The 17,739-nt window shown below is 41.5% G+C and carries 16 protein-coding genes; 4 read left to right on the top strand and 12 right to left on the bottom strand.

Translation table 11 applies throughout. From position 1 onward, the window contains the following. The first annotated feature begins 80 nt into the window (after positions 1-80). Positions 81-752 carry a helix-turn-helix transcriptional regulator gene (locus QUB80_RS32725; RefSeq protein ID WP_289793683.1) on the top strand — a complete coding sequence of 224 codons (672 nt, stop codon included), beginning with the start codon at positions 81-83 and terminating at the stop codon, positions 750-752. On the opposite strand, the gene mdh is transcribed toward QUB80_RS32725, so the two are convergent. The 7 genes from mdh to QUB80_RS32690 form a co-directional block, all read right to left on the bottom strand. Further along, the gene (gene mdh, locus QUB80_RS32720) at positions 753-1,733 is read right to left on the bottom strand and encodes a malate dehydrogenase (RefSeq protein ID WP_289793631.1); all 981 of its coding nucleotides are present in this window, start codon (positions 1,731-1,733) and stop codon (positions 753-755) included. It abuts the gene before it with no gap. An 18-nt stretch (positions 1,734-1,751) separates the two neighbouring features. Continuing rightward, on the bottom strand, positions 1,752-1,967 hold the full coding sequence (locus tag QUB80_RS32715) for an NAD(P)H-quinone oxidoreductase subunit O (protein ID WP_016878435.1): 216 nt from the start codon (positions 1,965-1,967) through the stop codon (positions 1,752-1,754). A 491-nt stretch (positions 1,968-2,458) separates the two neighbouring features. Further along, on the bottom strand, positions 2,459-3,325 hold the full coding sequence (locus tag QUB80_RS32710) for a DNA-formamidopyrimidine glycosylase (RefSeq protein ID WP_289793630.1): 867 nt from the start codon (positions 3,323-3,325) through the stop codon (positions 2,459-2,461). A gap of 298 nt (positions 3,326-3,623) precedes the next feature. After that, a complete protein-coding gene (locus QUB80_RS32705; protein ID WP_289793629.1) occupies positions 3,624-3,839 on the bottom strand; it encodes a photosystem I reaction center subunit IV in 216 nt (71 codons plus the stop codon). Between the two features lie 93 nt (positions 3,840-3,932). Next, a complete protein-coding gene (locus QUB80_RS32700) occupies positions 3,933-6,656 on the bottom strand; it encodes a non-ribosomal peptide synthetase (protein ID WP_289793628.1) in 2,724 nt (907 codons plus the stop codon). 296 nt (positions 6,657-6,952) lie between these two features. Then, positions 6,953-7,681 carry a DUF6875 domain-containing protein gene (locus QUB80_RS32695; RefSeq protein ID WP_289793627.1) on the bottom strand — a complete coding sequence of 243 codons (729 nt, stop codon included), beginning with the start codon at positions 7,679-7,681 and terminating at the stop codon, positions 6,953-6,955. Between the two features lie 571 nt (positions 7,682-8,252). Then, on the bottom strand, positions 8,253-8,837 hold the full coding sequence (locus QUB80_RS32690) for a PAP/fibrillin family protein (protein ID WP_289793626.1): 585 nt from the start codon (positions 8,835-8,837) through the stop codon (positions 8,253-8,255). A gap of 241 nt (positions 8,838-9,078) precedes the next feature. On the opposite strand from QUB80_RS32690, the gene QUB80_RS32685 reads away from it, so the two are divergent. Then, on the top strand, positions 9,079-9,321 hold the full coding sequence (locus QUB80_RS32685; protein ID WP_289793625.1) for a DUF3134 domain-containing protein: 243 nt from the start codon (positions 9,079-9,081) through the stop codon (positions 9,319-9,321). A gap of 83 nt (positions 9,322-9,404) precedes the next feature. Beyond that, positions 9,405-10,499: a phospho-N-acetylmuramoyl-pentapeptide-transferase gene (gene mraY, locus QUB80_RS32680; protein WP_289793624.1), complete on the top strand. Its 1,095-nt coding sequence runs from the start codon at positions 9,405-9,407 to the stop codon at positions 10,497-10,499. 161 nt (positions 10,500-10,660) lie between these two features. Here mraY and QUB80_RS32675 read toward each other — a convergent pair whose 3' ends face one another. Continuing rightward, positions 10,661-10,888, bottom strand: coding sequence for a hypothetical protein (locus QUB80_RS32675; protein ID WP_289793623.1), 228 nt, complete (start codon positions 10,886-10,888; stop codon positions 10,661-10,663). Between the two features lie 200 nt (positions 10,889-11,088). Between QUB80_RS32675 and QUB80_RS32670 the strand changes: the two genes are divergently transcribed. Further along, positions 11,089-11,892, top strand: coding sequence for an EndoU domain-containing protein (locus tag QUB80_RS32670; protein ID WP_289793622.1), 804 nt, complete (start codon positions 11,089-11,091; stop codon positions 11,890-11,892). Between the two features lie 38 nt (positions 11,893-11,930). Here QUB80_RS32670 and QUB80_RS32665 read toward each other — a convergent pair whose 3' ends face one another. From QUB80_RS32665 to QUB80_RS32650, 4 genes are all read right to left on the bottom strand, one after another. Next, positions 11,931-13,523 carry an iron uptake porin gene (locus QUB80_RS32665; protein ID WP_289793621.1) on the bottom strand — a complete coding sequence of 531 codons (1,593 nt, stop codon included), beginning with the start codon at positions 13,521-13,523 and terminating at the stop codon, positions 11,931-11,933. A gap of 18 nt (positions 13,524-13,541) precedes the next feature. Next, positions 13,542-14,531: an NAD-dependent epimerase gene (locus tag QUB80_RS32660; protein WP_289793620.1), complete on the bottom strand. Its 990-nt coding sequence runs from the start codon at positions 14,529-14,531 to the stop codon at positions 13,542-13,544. Positions 14,532-14,682: 151 nt separating this feature from the next. After that, positions 14,683-15,897, bottom strand: coding sequence for a histidine phosphatase family protein (locus QUB80_RS32655; protein ID WP_289793619.1), 1,215 nt, complete (start codon positions 15,895-15,897; stop codon positions 14,683-14,685). Next, on the bottom strand, positions 15,881-17,737 hold the full coding sequence (locus tag QUB80_RS32650; RefSeq protein ID WP_289793618.1) for an ABC transporter ATP-binding protein: 1,857 nt from the start codon (positions 17,735-17,737) through the stop codon (positions 15,881-15,883). Before QUB80_RS32650 ends, QUB80_RS32655 begins: the two co-directional genes overlap by 17 nt. Between the last annotated feature and the right edge of the window lie 2 nt (positions 17,738-17,739).

Below are 17,739 nucleotides of genomic sequence, written 5' to 3'. Positions count from 1 at the left end.
GTTGCTGTGATGAGGCTAGAGTAAAATTGATTCCCTAAGTACGCCTAGTCCTCGAACGAGTACACTTTGCAGTAGCAATGATGGCAAACACTTTACAGTCTTTATTTCAAGAAATCGCCCACGCTCGTGATGAGCAAGAATTACGACTGCACGTTATGGTTAAAGTTGGTGAGTATTTTGCTGCTCAACGTTGGGGAATTTTCTTCTTCAATCAACTTCAATCTCCCGAATATATCAGGGGCATCGGAAAATTTGCTGCATCAGTAGAACATAATCCTGTCTTGCGCTACTTAGTTGAGCATCATGCCCCAGTTCACGAAGAATTGTTGTTATCTGCCCCCATATGGAAGATTATATGCCCGCGCTCTGACCACGGCCATGTGATGGCTGGGCCAATTGTTAGCAACGGGCAACTGATCGGTGGAGTTGGCTTTACCCGCATCCGGGGTAATCCTGCTTTTAATGCTAAGGATCTAGCTGATTTGAGCGCTTTTTGCTTGCATCTGTCAACCTGGTTAACAGCAGTGCGGTTGCAATCTACAGAATGGAATTCTCTGGATATGAATCGTTTAACACCGCGTGAAATTCAAATTGCCGAACTGGTGGCACAGGGGCTTACAAATGCTGAAATTGGTTCATCTCTGTGGATTACAGAAAATTCTGTCAAGCAAGCCCTAAAACGGATGTTTCGCAAGCTTGAAGTTTCCTCTCGTGCTCAACTTGTCGGACGGCTTTTCTCAAACACGTTATAGTTACCTAGTGACGCTGGTGAGAATTTCCTGTGCTCGTTCAATATTATTCCGCACCGACTGTGCCGAAATATGAAGTGCTGCTGTTTCTTCATCGGTAAGATTTAATTCCAACACATCTGCAATTCCACCACACCCTAAGCGACAGGGAACACCAATAAAAACGTCGTTCAAGCCGTACTCACCCTGGAGATAGGCTGCTACAGGTAACAAACGCGACTGGTTTAGCAGAATCGATTCTACCATCACGCAGGTAGCTGAGGCTGGGGCAAAAAATGCGCCACCTGTTTGCATTAGTTCCACAATTTCTGCGCCACCGTTGCGGGTACGTTCTACCAAACGTTCAATTGTAGCTGCATCCAATAATTCTGTAACTGGAATGCCGTTGACGGTAGCGAAACGCGGAATGGGAACCATTAAATCACCGTGGCTGCCCATTACCATCGCTTTAACATCGCTAGGCAAAACTCCCAATTCCATCGCAATGAAGGTTTCAAAGCGTGCCGAGTCTAACACGCCTGCCATACCCATAACGCGATCGCGTGGTAATCCCATTGCTTGCCAAGCTAAATAAGTCATCACATCTAAAGGATTGGTGACGGTAATAAATATGGCATCAGGAGAGTGAGCGATCGCATTTTTGGCTGCTTCCACGACTATCTTGGCATTTGTCCGCAATAAATCATCTCGACTCATACCTGGTTTACGGGGAAAGCCTGCCGTAATCACCACAATATCCGAACCAGTTGTATCGGCATAGTTGTTGGTGCCAATAATTTTGCGGTTATGTAATTCAAGCCCCCTTGCCTCCATCAAATCTAGCGCCAATCCTTGGGGCATTCCCTGAACAATATCCAGCAAAACCACATCTGCTAGGTTTTTTTCGGCAATGCGTTGGGCAAGGGTACTGCCAACTCTGCCGGCACCAATTACGGTGACGCGGGGTGAATGACACAGAAATGGGGAGGAAGGGGAGGAAAACATAAGTATTTTTCTTAAACTCTACTTAAACTCTTCTAATTGATCTAAACGCAACCATATATTAGGCGTTGGTACTAGCCCGAATTTTACAAAGGCATAGTCACCTTTAATATCTACAACTTCGCCTTTACTATCAAACAGATAGGAAGGAAAGCGAGTATCGCTAGCTTGTGCTTCTATACTGTTTTCTAGTTTTTCGCGGTTAACACGAACTGTATCTCCTCTTTTAATAGGCATGAATTCCCCTCTTGAATTTATCAATTTGCTTTTATACAGGATTCTAGCTTGTATCCGGTCTTTGTTGAGCTAGGAATTACTTTTGCTTTACTTGGGGAATATTTATATTAACAAGAGGATAGATAGTAAAAGACTGTTTACATCTGCTGTCTAAAAATGAAAATTTTACATTTAATTATGCTTATCTGCTTAATAATTTTGCTTTACTTAGAAGCCAATTTCATCATCTATTTGATAGATTTTAAATTCATTGAATTTTCAAATCGCAAGCATGAGTAAACTCAAAACTATAAGCAAATCACACAAGATATAGAGATTAAAATCTATAATCTCCTCGAAAGTAAATATAAAAGAGTTTTTAAGCTAGTTGTTAGTAACTATTAACTACTAACAATCAAACTCTAACTACTTTTAGTGTATTAAATAGTTGTACTAAATTGCCACTAATTGCTGCCAACAGTTTCAATTTTTAACTTTTCATTTGGAATTGCTTATTTTTGGCACTGGCTGCAAAAATGACTAGAACGTCCAGCTAGTCTAATCCTTTGAATCGGTGTACTACAAACACGACAGGGTTCTCCAGTACGATTATAAACCCATGCCACGCCGCCATAATTACCGTTTACGCCCTTAACGTTTAAAAAATTGCTAAATGTTGTTCCACCAGCCTCAATACTAGTTGCTAAAACTTTGATGATCGCCGATTGCAATCGCTCAATTTGCTCTCGCTGCAAATCTGTACACAAAGTTTCTGGTAATATGCCACTGAGAAATAAGGCTTCGTCAGCATAGATGTTACCTAATCCTGCCACGACAGACTGATCTAGCAGTGCGGTTTTAATGGGACGACGACTTTTTTGTAATTTATTTGCTAGATAATCAACTGTAAAATCAGGTGAAAAGGGATCTGCTGCAAGTTTTGCTAAACCAGTAATCACACTTTCTAGTTTTTGCTCAGGTGGAACCCACCACATCTGACCAAAAGTACGTTGATCAACAAAGCGCAATTCCCACCCATTCTCAAAGAATAACCTGACTCGTGTGTGCTTGTGTAGAGGTTCATCGCGATGTAGCCATAGCAATTGACCGGTCATTCGCAGGTGAACGCCGAGGAAGCCAAAAGGAGGAGTGGGAGCAGGGGAGATGGGGGGAGGGGGAGAAAGTTCGGCGAGGAGATATTTGCCACGACGATGCCAGGTGGCGATCGCGCTTCCCTGAATGCCAGTCACAAAATCATCCACTGAAGGCGGGTAGGCGATCGTGCGATGCAGTAGCACATCTGCACCTGCAATTTTCTGGTTTAGGGTTAATTGATTTAACCCCCGTCGGACTGTTTCTACTTCAGGCAATTCAGGCATTTGAGTTGATTTTGGTAGATAACTAGATCGGGAGTAGTGAGTAGTGGATAGAAGCCTTAACTCCTTACCTGCTACTCCTTACTCCCGAAATTGACTTTACCAGGTGGTTATTGACTTTGCTAGCTGCCAAAGCGTGTTTTCAAACTTAATTTATTGCAGTTCAAAGTCTGAAGCTACACACACAAAGCTTGCCTTTACAGACTCAAAGTATTATTTTATGTGGAGTTTGCCCAGGTGCACTCAGTTAGTGTAGCCTCATTCTTGAGGGTATGGGACGTTTGAAAACAGCCCTACTAATTTATTTTTTCGGTTTTGCTTTTGGTGCTTCAACCTCTACTAACTCATCTTGGGCAAAGTTATTGGTGTTGACGCCGGCATAATTTACCTTATCAAATCTGACAATCACGGGATATCTGCTAGTGCCGCCTTGCTCGATAGATGCCACTGTTCCTACATCCTGAAACCAGTAGGACTCTGGGCGGAGAATACGTACTTTAGATCCACGTTGAACCATAAGTTTTTCCCTTTGTGTTATCAATTGCCAATGTGTAAAGGCTAATTGATTTCACTGTACAGCTAGAAGGTCGTTTACAGCCCATTTGTTAAGTTATTTGACTGAGTGATGGTTATTCACCCTTCTCAAACAATCCCTCAATTTTTCGCCCAGAGACTGTACATTGGCTCTGACTATGTTATTGTGATCGCCTGGAATCGGGTGAACCTCCACTTGCGCTAATTCCCTCCAACCTAATTCGCGATCGCCTTCGAGCCACCAAATCTGCTCATTGCTTCGGAAAAGGGTTACTTTGCCCGAATAAAACTGTGGGTGATAATCCCTCACAGCTTGTTGTTGAATTGCAAATAGAGCATTCTCTATAGGGCTTAATTTATACTCTAGAGATACATTGACATCTGGTAATTCTTCACCAGTATTGTCTGAACCAAATTTTTTGCTAATTTTCTGAAGGCGTTGCTGCATCGCCATAAATAAGTAGTTCAGCTTTTGTTTTGGTTCGTCAAGTTGCCAAAAGTTATACCAATGACGAGAAATCCATTGACGGAATGATAATTCGTGGTAGTAAACCGAACTACAGGTATCAAACAACGCTACAAAATCTACTTTTTCTCCTTGGGCAACCAATTGCCGTGCCATCTCGAAGGCAATTGTACCTCCAGCAGAGTATCCCGCTAGTAAATAAGGCCCCTCTGATTGAATAGTACGGATCTGTGTTATGTAATCAGATGCCATATCCTCTATTTTGGTATGGAAAGGTTTTTTTCCATCCAAGCCCAAGGGTTGCAAGGCATAAACTGGCTGATCTGCATCTAAATAACCAGCTAAGTTGTAGAAAACAATAATGTTACCATCCGCACCATGTATGCAGAATAGCGGTGGTTTCTCACCATTGAGTTTAATAGCAACTAAAGGTTTCCAAAGTGCTGGTGATTCTTTCTGTTGTAGGATGTCAGCTAGTTTTTCTACTGTCGGTGCTTGCAAGAATGTCGAGAGGGGAAGGCTTGTGCCAAATTTCTGCTCGATTTGTGCTAACAAACGTAAAGCAACTAGTGAATGTCCGCCTAAATCGAAGAAATTGTCTGTAACTCCTATGGGCTGAATGCCTAAACTCTCTTCCCAAATCTGTGTTAACTGAAGTTCTAACCGATTTCGTGGTGCCAAAAAGTCTGTGGCTAATTGAGGACGATTTTGTTCGGGTGCTGGTAGGGCGCGGCGATCTACCTTGCCGTTAGCAGTTAGCGGTAGAGAATTGAGGATCACAAAGGCTGATGGCACCATGTAGTCTGGCAGTGTCTGCTTGAGGAAGTCGCGGAGTTCACTAATTGTAGGTGTTTGCTCCCCATTAGGGACAATATAGGCAACTAAGCGCTTATCACCCGACACATAATCGCAGGCTATAACTACACTTGTTTGTACATCAGGGTGTTGTAATAGCTTCGCCTCGATTTCTTCTAACTCAATGCGGAAACCACGAATTTTTACTTGATGATCAACGCGGCCAACGTATTCGATATTACAGTCACTCAAGTAACGTGCCAAGTCCCCAGTTTTGTACAGGCGTTCTGATGAATTAAAAGGGTTAGGAATGAATTTTTGTGCTGTTAATTGTGGACGATTGAGATAACCTCGTGCCAAACCAATACCACCAATGTAAACTTCACCAACTTCTCCAATAGGCACAGGTTGTAAATCAGAGTTGAGGATGTAAATATTGGTGTTGGTAATTGGGTGACCAATGGGAGCAGTAGTATAGTTGGTATGACGCTGACACGTCCAGAAGGTAGCATCGATAGAAGCTTCTGTAGGCCCATAGCAATTATGCAAAACATTATCTAGGTTCAGACGAGCGAAGAAGCATTCAACTAGTTCGATTGGTAAAACTTCGCCGCCACAGGTAATATGTTTTAAGTTTTGACAATTTTCAATTCCCTTTTCTTCTAGTAATACGCGGAGCATAGAGGGAACCATTGCCAAGACAGTGATTTGCTGTTCGACTATTGTCTTAATTAAGTAAACACTATCGTGATGTCCGCCTGGACGAGGTAATATCAACTGCGCCCCGAAGCATAACGGCCAAAATATTTGCCAAACGGAGGGATCAAAGCTAAAAGATATAGTTTGTAGGACTTTATCTGTGTCGTTTAATTCAAAGGTTGTTTGTCGCCACTGTAGTTGATTGCTGATGCCACGGTGGGAAATCATCACACCCTTTGGTTTTCCTGTGGAACCAGAAGTATAAATGATGTAAATCAGGTTGTCTGGATTTGTCCAATTTACAGGATTATTTTGACTGTTTTGAGCGATCGCTTCCCAATCTGAGTCTAGACAAACTACTTGCGCTCCATCAGTTGTTAAGCTCTCTCGTAATTTTTCCTGAGTGATGATTAATGGTGTTGTGGAGTCTTCCAAAATAAAGGCTAACCGTTCCGGAGGATATGCTGGATCTAAAGGCACGTAAGCGCCACCAGCTTTAAGAACTCCCAAGATGGCTACTATCATTTCTACAGAACGATCAATGCAAATGCCAACCAATACCTCAGGAGCAACTCCCAAAGTACGTAAGTAGTGTGCTAGCTGGTTTGCCCTTTGATTCAATTGCCTGTACGTAACTTGTTCGCCTACGCCAGAAGCTGGAATATGAGTGTCTAAAAACACCGCGATCGCATCAGGAGATTTTTCTACCTGTGCCTCAAACATTTGATGAATACATACATTTTTGATGTCATCAGTTTGATTGTTATTAGTCTTGTGCGCCACCAAGGTATTTGTATTTTTGTTAGATTCTTGGTATAGATTTTTGCTTTCAGACTGCATCTGTAAAAATAATAAATTTACTGTTGTTTGACCGTGCCAATTTTAGACTTTGGATTCTTTTTTCGGTTTAAGCCCCGCAAAACAGTGGGCGGAACAAATCTAAAATCATCAATTAATTCCTGCACTATGAGTGGTTAGGGTCAATCTAAAATCGCAAATCTAAAATCCAAAATCGATTGACGACTAATATCCACTCTACACTTGGTATGTTCATTATTTTAAAAGTACTATAATTTAGTATTAAGTTCGATATCATTTCTAATTGTTACTCAATATATGATTTTCTCAGTCATTCATTAGTGTTGGTGTAGAAATGGACAGGAAAAATTCATCTTTATTTGCTTCTCAGATATTAGATTAGTAGAATTTTCTGTGACAAGTTTTTCTCTGGCTAAAGCTAGTGCTTGATAAGCTGTATTTAACCGGATTTTATCCTTCATTTTTTTCTCAAAACGCTGTAAATATGCTTCTAGATATTTAATACGTAAATGTAGATTATTTGCATTCATCAGAAAAGGTAAATCAGCTTCAACCATAAAACGTATAGCTATTAGGGGAACAGGACTACGCAGTGGATAGAAATCTTGATTGTGTAGTCCTCTCGTTTCTGTATGCTTGTGAAATTCTCCGATCATGAGTCCTTCTTCAACAAAGAAAGGTTTGAGTTTTTGTTGAATACTATCAATAAGTGTGGCAGCATCGTCTAAATCGAGATCAGGAAAAATGAGTAAAAAAGCTTTATTGATACCAGCTTCTCTATCTTGTGGTTCTATTTCCAGAAAAGTATCTCGATAGTTTTTTACAATATCTTCAACTTGTTGTGGCTGTAGATTTTTAGCACGAATAACTGCTAGACGAATACTATTTGACTTGAGTGAGTGAGGAACAAAAGGACATACCACACCAGGTCTACCTAAATCAGGATGGGGTTTTGCCAAAAATGTTTTAACCCACTCCATTACTTCAAGTAAATAAGGAATGTCTTGCTGAATATTGTCAATTTCGAGTGGTGTATAGAGCTGCATAACATAGTTAAAAACTGCGTATGCTGATTAATATTAAGGATTTTTACGTTATTTTTTATGAAGTTATAATTACCCTAGTAAATATAACTATGAAGCTTTTGTAAAAATGATACATATTAAATTTTTTGTGAGGCTAGTAATTACATCTATAAAGCTTCTATAAAATTTATACTATCTTGGGAACGAAAAGGAATTGTATATGCATTGCTTAAACTATTTAAAAATAGTTATCTATGTGATTAGAAATCGCAATGACAGTAGAAGAAATACCCAAATAAAAATCTTGTGATGTCATAATTTAGGCAAGGTGTTCATAATTTGCTGTGCAATTTATTCAGTACAGCTAATTTCATGGCGTGAAAAAAGTTTGCGTAATGCTAAAACCATTGTAGAGACGCGATATATCGCGTCTCTACATCCTGATTCATATCGCTCAATAATCACTGCGTCCCAGTGTCCCTGTTTCCTCTTCATCCTCTAACTTAAAAATTTGGTAAAACCCTCCTTGACAAAATCTTTATTTATGAAATACGCTCGATTCGCTAACATTCATCTTTTAAAGTCACACTCCTCATGCTTTTGCCAAAACAAATACACTTCCCTCGTTGCCCCTGCCAATCCGCAAATCCTGATCTAGATAGGTGATATCTAACCATCCCTGTTGTTCGTTACTGTTAAGAGGAAAATCAACAGCAGTAAACTTTTGCCCAGTTTCAATTTGTTGGATAAATTTTTCTGAAGACTTATAGCTAATTAAGCGCTGTAAACCAATAATTGAACGCTCAAATTTTACTTGCACGCGCCTTTGGGAAACTGGCTCAAATTTCGCAGCAACGCTGACTAAACCTTCGAGTAAAGGCAATCCATAAATCTCGGCTATATTGTAAACGCTATTAGTTTGGACGCGGATACACTGGTAAATTTCTCCAAGCTTGCATAAGGGAAAGCGGTCGAGGTTCAATAGAGCTTTGCTAGTAGTGTAAAGTAGTCGCCAATTGCCATCGAGCAAATCGCTAGCTTCGAGTGGACGTGGTGTGGGGTTGAGATCTTCCAAATTGGCGATCGCAATTAAGATAGCTTGTTTATCCTGCTCAGTTGCTAAAAGTCCACGGTTCTTGCCAGCAATTGCTTCTAAAAGAGCTGCTTTTGCAATCATCACCTGTTACCTCAAACAGTATTATTTTCATTAAACAATCAGGAAGATGTTGCTAGCTCATGTATGGTGCCATACCTATATATAAGTACATGACTTAAGCTTTTGGTGCGCTAATAGAAAAATCACAAAAATTTCAGTCGGATTTAGAAAGAAATTAGTTGAATGATTAACTGCTATCTTGCGTATCCAGTGATAGACTCTTAATGTCTATATACAATACCCCTTATTCTCTTCGTCAAATATGCTGAATTCTCCATTACGTGAACAACCTCGCAACCAGCGCGCCGCCGTTATACCATTAAAGCAAGAGTCCTCACTTTTGGATTGGTTACAAGCTAGCGGTCGTCTGATTGCACGGGATAATCATGAACAGGATTTTTCTGAAGAAAATGAAGAAGAAATTTCCGAATTTCTGGGCGGTGAGGATGGAATTGGTGATTACGACTTTGATGACGATGATGACATCGTTCCAGACGAAGAATAACCAGTGTAAACTGGGGGGTTGCTATCTTAACTAAATCCCAAGTGTCTAACTGTATAAGTGTGGAGTGAGGGGAAACATAATCCGTGGACGCTAAATTGTCTTCCGATCAGGGGCTAAACATTTCTGGTATCGGCCTAGTTTCTTTACTAGGTGTAGGGCTAACTACTACTGCACTCTTTTTAGATGGAATGGCGAATCGGTTGCCTTGGCAAAGCAATTCGCTCACCCTGCCTTTGTTGTCCTGTGCTGCAATCTCAGCAGCAGCAGGTTTTTTTGTAGTGCCAATGCTACAAGCACTCAAAACAGGGCAAATTATCCGTGAAGATGGGCCTCAAGCTCATTTAAAGAAAGCGGGTACACCAACAATGGGGGGTATATTTTTTATCCCAGTAGCAGTAATCGCTGCTTGTATATTGTCTAATTTTAATACACAAGTATTGGCTGTTTCTGCATTAACACTGAGTTATGGTTTTATTGGTTGGCTCGACGACTGGCAGATTTTACGTCGCAAGTCCAATAAAGGTATTTCTCCAAGGACAAAACTAGTTCTCCAAATTAGTTTTGCGGCTATGTTCTGTCTATGGTTAATGTTTAATCAGCCTTCTAATATTACAAATATTGCTTTACCTTTTGGTTTATCTATACCTTTAGGCTTTTTATTTTGGCCTTTTGCTGGTTTTGTATTGGTGGCAGAAAGTAATGCTACTAATTTAACAGATGGCATCGATGGTTTAGCAGGAGGAACGGTAGCGATCGCATTATTGGCATTAGGTGTGCTCGTTGCTCCAGCTTCGCTGGGAATGATGATTTTCTGTGCTGCCTTGAGCGGTAGTTGCTTAGGGTTTTTGGCACACAATCGCAATCCTGCCCGTATTTTCATGGGGGATACTGGTTCTTTAGCACTGGGAGGTGCTTTGGCAGCAGTAGGATTGCTGACTAACAGCTTAGTTATATTATTTATTCTCAGTGGTATTTTCTTTGTAGAAACTCTTTCTGTCATGGCACAGGTTAGCTACTACAAAGCAACCAAGGGGCCTGATGGTAAAGGAAAGCGTTTATTCAAAATGGCTCCTTTACATCACCATCTGGAACTTTCTGGCTGGTCAGAACTGCAAGTTGTTACTGCTTTCTACCTGATCAATGCTATTTTAGCTGCAATATGTTTGGCAATTGCTTAATTTTGAGGTTTTAAATCAAATTCAGCCGCCTCCTCGCATAGGGGAGGTTATTTTTTGAGATATTGAAGAAGAACACAGAATTCAGAATTTAGAACTTAGAATATTCCCATTTTGTCTTGATAACACTAATGTATTAAGTTTCTCAGTTGTGTGCAGTGGACTTATTTCTTATTTCTACCATTTTCACTATTTTCCAGTGCCTTCTCCGTGCGTTTGTAAGGATTAGTTTTTGGATTCCACTTAGGAAACAATCCGATTACAGTGTTATTAATTGCTGTTCGAGTTTGCAAGCTAACAGTACTCAATGGTTTTGGCAAGAAGCCATCGCCAAAACCTACAAATATTAAGAATACTATAAACAACAATCCCATATTTCCTTTGTTAAACATAATTTTAATTGGCAGTAAAATGGACAATACTTATTGTGTCATTTATAACATTCTGGATGTAAAATCGTGAAGAGTTATTTGCACCCTAATCTAAAATTCAAAATTGGTATCAGAGGGCATAAGGTAAACTTTCCTTCCTAGTATGGCTTCATAATTTGGCATTTTAAGTTTAATTATATTCACTGACTGACTAAGTTGTTATGTTGTTAAAAATAGAAATATTTATTTTGTTGCTAGCTTTTCCAATTTTGTTAACTAATTCAGTCGAAGCGCAACAACAAGATAACAAGTTTCTGCCTTTTTTTGATAACGAAGATAACCCAGTCCCTCTGAGGTTTCCTCCCAAGCAGCAGTTAGATATTTCACCTCCACCACCAAAACTAAATGCATTTGATCAAGCAGTTCTTAATATCTGTGGTTCTGTTGGTACGAGAGTCAAACCTAGTCAATTTCAACAGCTTTTATCCTATTATCCAGATGTGTTAGAAAAACTTCAAAAAGTTAGTGGCGGTGAATTGCGTTCGGGGCGGAGAGAAAAATCTGAATTTTTACAAGATTTAACTACTATTTGGTTTCAAAGAAGAGGCTTTGAACACATTTTTTGTGGCGAAATATATAACGAAAATGATATAGGTGGCCTACATTTTTACGGCAGATATTTGCAGTTACAAAGTCAGGGAATTGGTGGACGTCTTCCCAACAATCAAGCACGAGGTGAAGTAGTTCCTGGTGTAATTTATACGATGGGAGTCATAATTCAACAGGGCGATCGCATAGTTAAAGATGAGATTAAAGGCTATGGTTACCTTAGCAACGCCCAAGAAATTCTTTTAGATGCAACTAAAATTTTTAAACTCCAAGGAAATAGATCAGGAGCTTGTATTTATAATGTGCAGGATTGGGAAACAGGTAAAACTTTCCCTACCGTTTTTGTTAAGAAAGAACAGGCAATTATTACGTTTTATCCTGATGCTACTCCTGAGGGAGAGGCTTGTAAAAGGTGATTGAGGACTAGTGCTGAGGATTGGGCAAAAGACAGTGATTAAAAGCGGAAAGTTGTACGAATTGTGCCGACATAGATTGTGCTGTTATCGCGATCGTGCTCTGGGTTAGTAATTACCAAAAGCCCTGGAGTAATAGCAATATTGTCATTAACTTGGAAACGGTAGAAGGCTTCTAAATGAAGAGCAGTGTCTTCATCTTCGTATGATTGAGCTGCAATCTCAAACTCATTGCTAGTTACTTTGGGTGGTTGCCCGATCGCTATGCCGGCAACGTTGTTTTCTCTGCCTAGATCGACAAAAGCGACAGTGAGAGCCCAGTTAAAAATATCTGCTTCTGGGTTGCTCGGTAAATCTGTGGCTGTGGCATGGGTGAAGCCAAGCCAACCAGAGACGGTTAGGCTCTGACTCACCGCAGTCGTCAATTCCAACCCGAAAGAGTCTGCAACAATAGCATCACTGTTATCATCAAAAGGATCGTTGGCACGGCGGCTACCAGTTCCCGTATCAAGGCTGTTGTAAGAGTGGATGTAAGTAAAACCAACTTTGAAATCTTCAATTGGTTCGAGAGTTAGTTGAGCGATCGCCCCATATTCTTCTCCACCAAACCCCACTTCCGGCTCGTTAACATCGTCACTCAAATAGCCCAAACTCCAGCTGATTGATTCACTTAAATCGTAGAGCAGCCCGACTCCAGCACCTCCTCCTTGGCGATAAATTGGGTTGCGCTGGGCAAAACGAGAAATAGAACCACGACTGCTACTACTGAAAAAGGGATTAAGCGTATCAGTAAAAAAATCATCTAAATCGCCGCCTTCGGCTTCTAGATAAACCATAGCTTGTTCCCCAATTGGAAAGCGATATTCCAAAGTGCTCAGTTCAAATTGATTATCGCTGTCACTTTGAAAGGCTAAACGAGCCATATCAGTTCCCGTCGCATCATCTATTCCAGGGAGATTACTGGCTTGTAGGCGAACTCGCAGACGATCCTTACCAGTAAAACTCGTATCGAAAGTTAGGCGTGTACGACTGCTCAAGGTAAGATTGCTGTCGATGCGATCGCTGCTATCACCGATTTTTTCACCACTGCCGACTCCAGAGACAGCAAAAAGAACTTCTCCCTCAAATTTAGTGGTTGTAGAAAACTGTTGCTGTTGGATTTTCTCGACACGATTTTCCAAATTGTCTAATCGCCCTTGAAGAACCTCTAGTTCTGTTGCAAAATCTGCTTGCAACCGCTTGAGAGTTTCCAAGTCTTTGTGGTAAGTTAGGTTAGTATTTTTTGCGCTGATCAGTTTGCTAATATAATCTGTTGTTATGGCAAGAACAGCAGCAAATTCATAGCGAGTCGTGGTTTGGTTGCCACCAAAGGTAGAGTTACCTGCAACCACACCGTAACGCTCTACCAAAGATTTCAGAGATTGAAAAGTCCAGTCAGTTGGTTTGATTTCTGCTAGTTCAGAAACAGTATTAATTTTGGCTAGAGAATCGGCATGATTAATGTTACGATCAAAAAATAGAGCAGGTGGAACTTCGTTACCAAAAGCCCTACCTGCAACTGCAAAGATAATTGTAAAAGTAAAGCCAAAATAGCAGACATTCCAGACATTTTTCGACCGAGATTGCTTATTCATCCGCCTCGGAATATTTTTTTAATAACCGTAATAGTCTCGATACCATTGCACAAAGCGTTCTATGCCTTGTTCAATCGGAGTTGCGGGTTTAAAGCCTACATCTTGTATCAAATCATCAACGTCAGCATAGGTAGAGTAAACATCACCTGGCTGCATGGGTAGCAAGTTCTTTTTGGCTTCCTTACCCAGCACTTTTTCGATCACTTCAATAAACCTCATTAACTCTACGGGGCTGTTGTTACCAATGTTGTAGAGCTTGTAAGGCGCTTTGCTAATGGAAGTAGTTTGATTATCAGCTAAAGGCGGTTTGTGCATGACTCGAACTAGCCCTTCAGTGACATCATCAATGTAGGTGAAGTCCCTTTGCATATTGCCATAGTTGTAAACATCAATTGGCTGGTTGGTAGCAACTGCCCGCACAAATTTAAAGTATGCCATGTCGGGGCGTCCCCAAGGGCCGTACACCGTAAAAAAGCGTAATCCTGTTGTTGGCAAGTTATACAGATGGCTGTAAGCATGAGCCATCAACTCGTTCGCCTTTTTGGTAGCAGCGTAGAGTGAAATAGGATGATCAACGTTATCACTGGTAGTAAAAGGAACTTTGGTATTGGCACCGTAGACAGAACTAGAGGAAGCAAAAACTAAATGATTAATTTGATGATGGCGACAACCTTCTAGTATATTTAAAAACCCTGAGAGGTTACTGTCTGCGTAGGCAAAGGGATTTTGTAAAGAATAGCGAACTCCAGCTTGGGCTGCTAAGTGTATAACACAGTCAAAGGTTTGGTTTTGGAATAGTGCAGCAGTGGTAGGGCGATCGCTTAAATCTAGAAATTCAAAAGTGAATCCGGATTGGGGTTCAAGTTGAGCCAAGCGAGCTTTTTTCAAGTTGACATCGTAATAATCATTCAAATTGTCAATGCCATAAACCTCCATTCCTTCTGCTAAAAGACGTTGTGCCAGATGAAAACCAATGAAGCCAGCAACACCAGTGACTAGTATTTTCATAAGTTAGTAATGAGGAAGAATAATCACTAACTACTATCTACTATCTGAGATGAAAATAGGGAACAGGGACAGTAGTACGGGCGGGTTTAAAAGATAAATTGTCAATATCAGCGAAAGATCATCCATAAAAGCCGCCCCTACTAACTAATAACTAATGACTATCAGCAATATTCATCGCTTGCAACACAGGGGTACGCATTTTTAGAGGGTAGTAAATAACGCTGAGAGTGTTGGGAACTAGTTGCAAACACTGGAGTGAAGTACCTAATACTTGAGTCAGCATCTTCTGAATCATAGAGAAAGAAGCCACTACTAACGCGGTGATCAGATGAGTGGAGTATGTGTCGTTTGCTGACATTACGGTACGCTCAGATAGGAGCGTTTGTTGCCAAAGCTGGAGAAAATCTTGCCGTAAAACTTGAAGTTGTACTGCTTTGGGATGATTTTTAAGTAGTTGTTTGGCAGTTTGTTGAGAATTTTCTAAATCGCTGCTGAGACTGAAGTCAATCGGTACTGTTTGAAGGCGTTCAGCTAGTTTCTGAATTGAATTTGGGGCTTTTTCAGTAGCTGGTACTAGAAGTAAACGCAAACCTTGTTTGCCGTCCTTTAGCTTAGGCAAAACTTCACCCAGATGGGTAGTAAGATTCATTGCTTCAAGTTGCCCTTGCTGATAATTTAACGTGGGAAAATTTAGGATGCTGATACCACAGTTTGATTGTTGGAAGACATGGTATTGCTTGGATTCTGAAGCGATCGCAGTACCAATCAACGCTCTAATCGTGCCACTGTGGCTCACAATCAGAATTGTTTTGCCGATATGTAACGGTAGGATTTCTCGCCAGAATTTACGAGCGCGATCATACAACTCTAGTACGGGGAAGCACTGCTTGGCAACTGCTACTCCTCCTTTTTCTAATTGTCTTTCCTGTTGCTGTTGTGTCATTTGAAACTCATGTGGTCGTTCCTTCCAGCAGCGATAGTCGTCTGCAAAGTGTTCTTGTACGTATTTGTACGTAAGTCCCTGCCATGCGGGCATATCAATTTCTTTGAGCAGAGGAGATGAATCAATCGGAGGCAAAAGAATTCTTTTGTATCTTTCTTGGAGTCCGTCTAAAATCTCAAGTGTAGTTTCTAAAGTTCGCAATAAAGGACTTGTATAAATTACATCTATACTCCTACCCCTGAGAGCAATACCAGTTTGGTAAGCATCGCTACGCCCTTTCTCAGTCAACACTGAGTCATTACAACTTCCCTGGTAACGCTTTTGGGCATTGTAGGTACTTTGAGCGTGACGTACCAAAATCACGCGGGTTGAGTCAATTGTGGGAGAACTCCTAAGAGCCTTACTATCATGCTCCGAGTGCATATGCATCATCCTCGTGGGAATTTTCGGCGATCGCAGATTTTAAGGCATACATCGCGGCGTATCTTCCGCCCAAACGCAGCAGTTGTGCATGCGTACCCTGCTCTAAAATCTGTCCGCCTTCGATATAAAGAATCAAATCGGCTTTTTGGGCGGCTCTGAGATTGTGAGAAATTAAAAAAGTGGTGTATCCCTCAGTCAGGCGTTCCAGTGCTTCGTTGACAGCGTGTTCGTTTTCATTGTCTAAGCCAGTGGTAGGCTCATCTAAAATCACGATCGGAGCTTGACGAATGGCAGCACGGGCAATGGAAATGCGTTGCCTTTGTCCTCCAGAAAGAGTTGCTCCTCTCTCACCCAGAATTGTATTGTAGCCTTGGGGCAATGCCATGATGAAATTATGAGCATTTGCCAGACGGGCAGCTTGTTCGATTGCTCGCTCAGAAGCCCCCAAGCAACCGTAAGAAATGTTATCTTTTACACTAGCCGCAAATAAAAGGGTATCTTGTAACACCACACTAATTTGCTGTCGGAGCGATTGCAGCTTGTACTCGCGTAGATCGTGTCCATCGACTAAAATTTGTCCTTCGAGGGGATCGTAAAGGCGCAACAGCAAACTTACAAGCGTGGATTTACCACCACCAGATGGCCCTACTAAGGCAATATGCTGTCCTGGCTCTACCTCAAAACTGACGTTATGCAAAATTCCCTTTGTTGGCTCATAGGCAAAGGTGACATTTTCAAACCGCACGGCTCCCTGCAAAGGTGGTGCATCTATTGCCCCACGGGAATCACTGATGTCAGGTGCAGTATCTAGTACATCTAGAATACGCTCGCCAGAAGCAGTAGCTTTGGCAATTTGCCCGGTGTATTTGGCGAGTTGCCGCATCGGCTTAAAGGCGATTCTGAGATAGTTGACAAATACAAGCAAATCTCCTGGTGTGATTGCTTTTCCCAACACTAGCTGTACACCGCGCCACAATACTAAAGCAGTCACAAGCCCCACCAACAGTTCTACCATCCGCTCTAACCCTGCTGCCAGTTTTTGGGCTTTGGCACTTTCTTTTAAGCTTTGACGGTTATGGCTGGAAAAAGTACGCTCCAGCATATCTTGTAGGGAAAGCGCTTGCACAATTTTAATTGCTCCGATAGACTCTGCTGCTGTTGCAGCCATTGCCCCTTCACGCTGACGCTGCGATCGCACTACCTGCCGGATGCGTTTGGTTAGGCGCATGGTGAAGAAGATAAATAGGGGAAAGACGGCGGTGGCAATCAGTGCTAATTCCCAATGCAGCCAAAACATGACGCCAATCATGCCGATGAGGGTGAGGGAGTGGGCAAGTAGGGGTAATACTGCCATCACCGTTACTTCTCGCAGTCGCTCGATATCTGAGGTAACGCGGGTAATCAAGTCGCCACTTTTGGCTTTGTGGTGAAATGACAACGAGAGGTTTTGCAGATGACTGTAGAGTTCGGCGCGAATTTCAGTTAGTATATTGCTGGCCGCTAGCGCCATCCCCACAACACTAAAGTAGGCAGCAGTAGCACGAAGTAAAGCGATCGCCACTAAAGCTAGTGTCAAGCCTGTTAGGAGAACAAAGGGGCTAAGTTGTGCAAGTACAGGAATCCCCAAAGACTGAGATCGAAAATCAGGTACAAGGATATAGTCAAAAATAAACTTTAAAGGCCAAGGTTCAAGCAAATGCAAGACAATCTCAGCCATGAGTGCCACAAAAGACATAATTAACAATGCCTTTTGTTTGCCAAGGTGGGGCGAAAACCGCCGCAAAATCCGCACTATTCCCGGTAAAGCTGCTCTCAGACTTTTGGGATCTCGACGCGCCATAT

The organism is Chlorogloeopsis sp. ULAP01 (assembly GCF_030381805.1).
Classification (GTDB): Bacteria; Cyanobacteriota; Cyanobacteriia; order Cyanobacteriales; family Nostocaceae; genus Chlorogloeopsis.
Note: the sequence above shows the minus strand (reverse complement) of the source record. Positions and strands in the feature narration are given on the sequence as shown.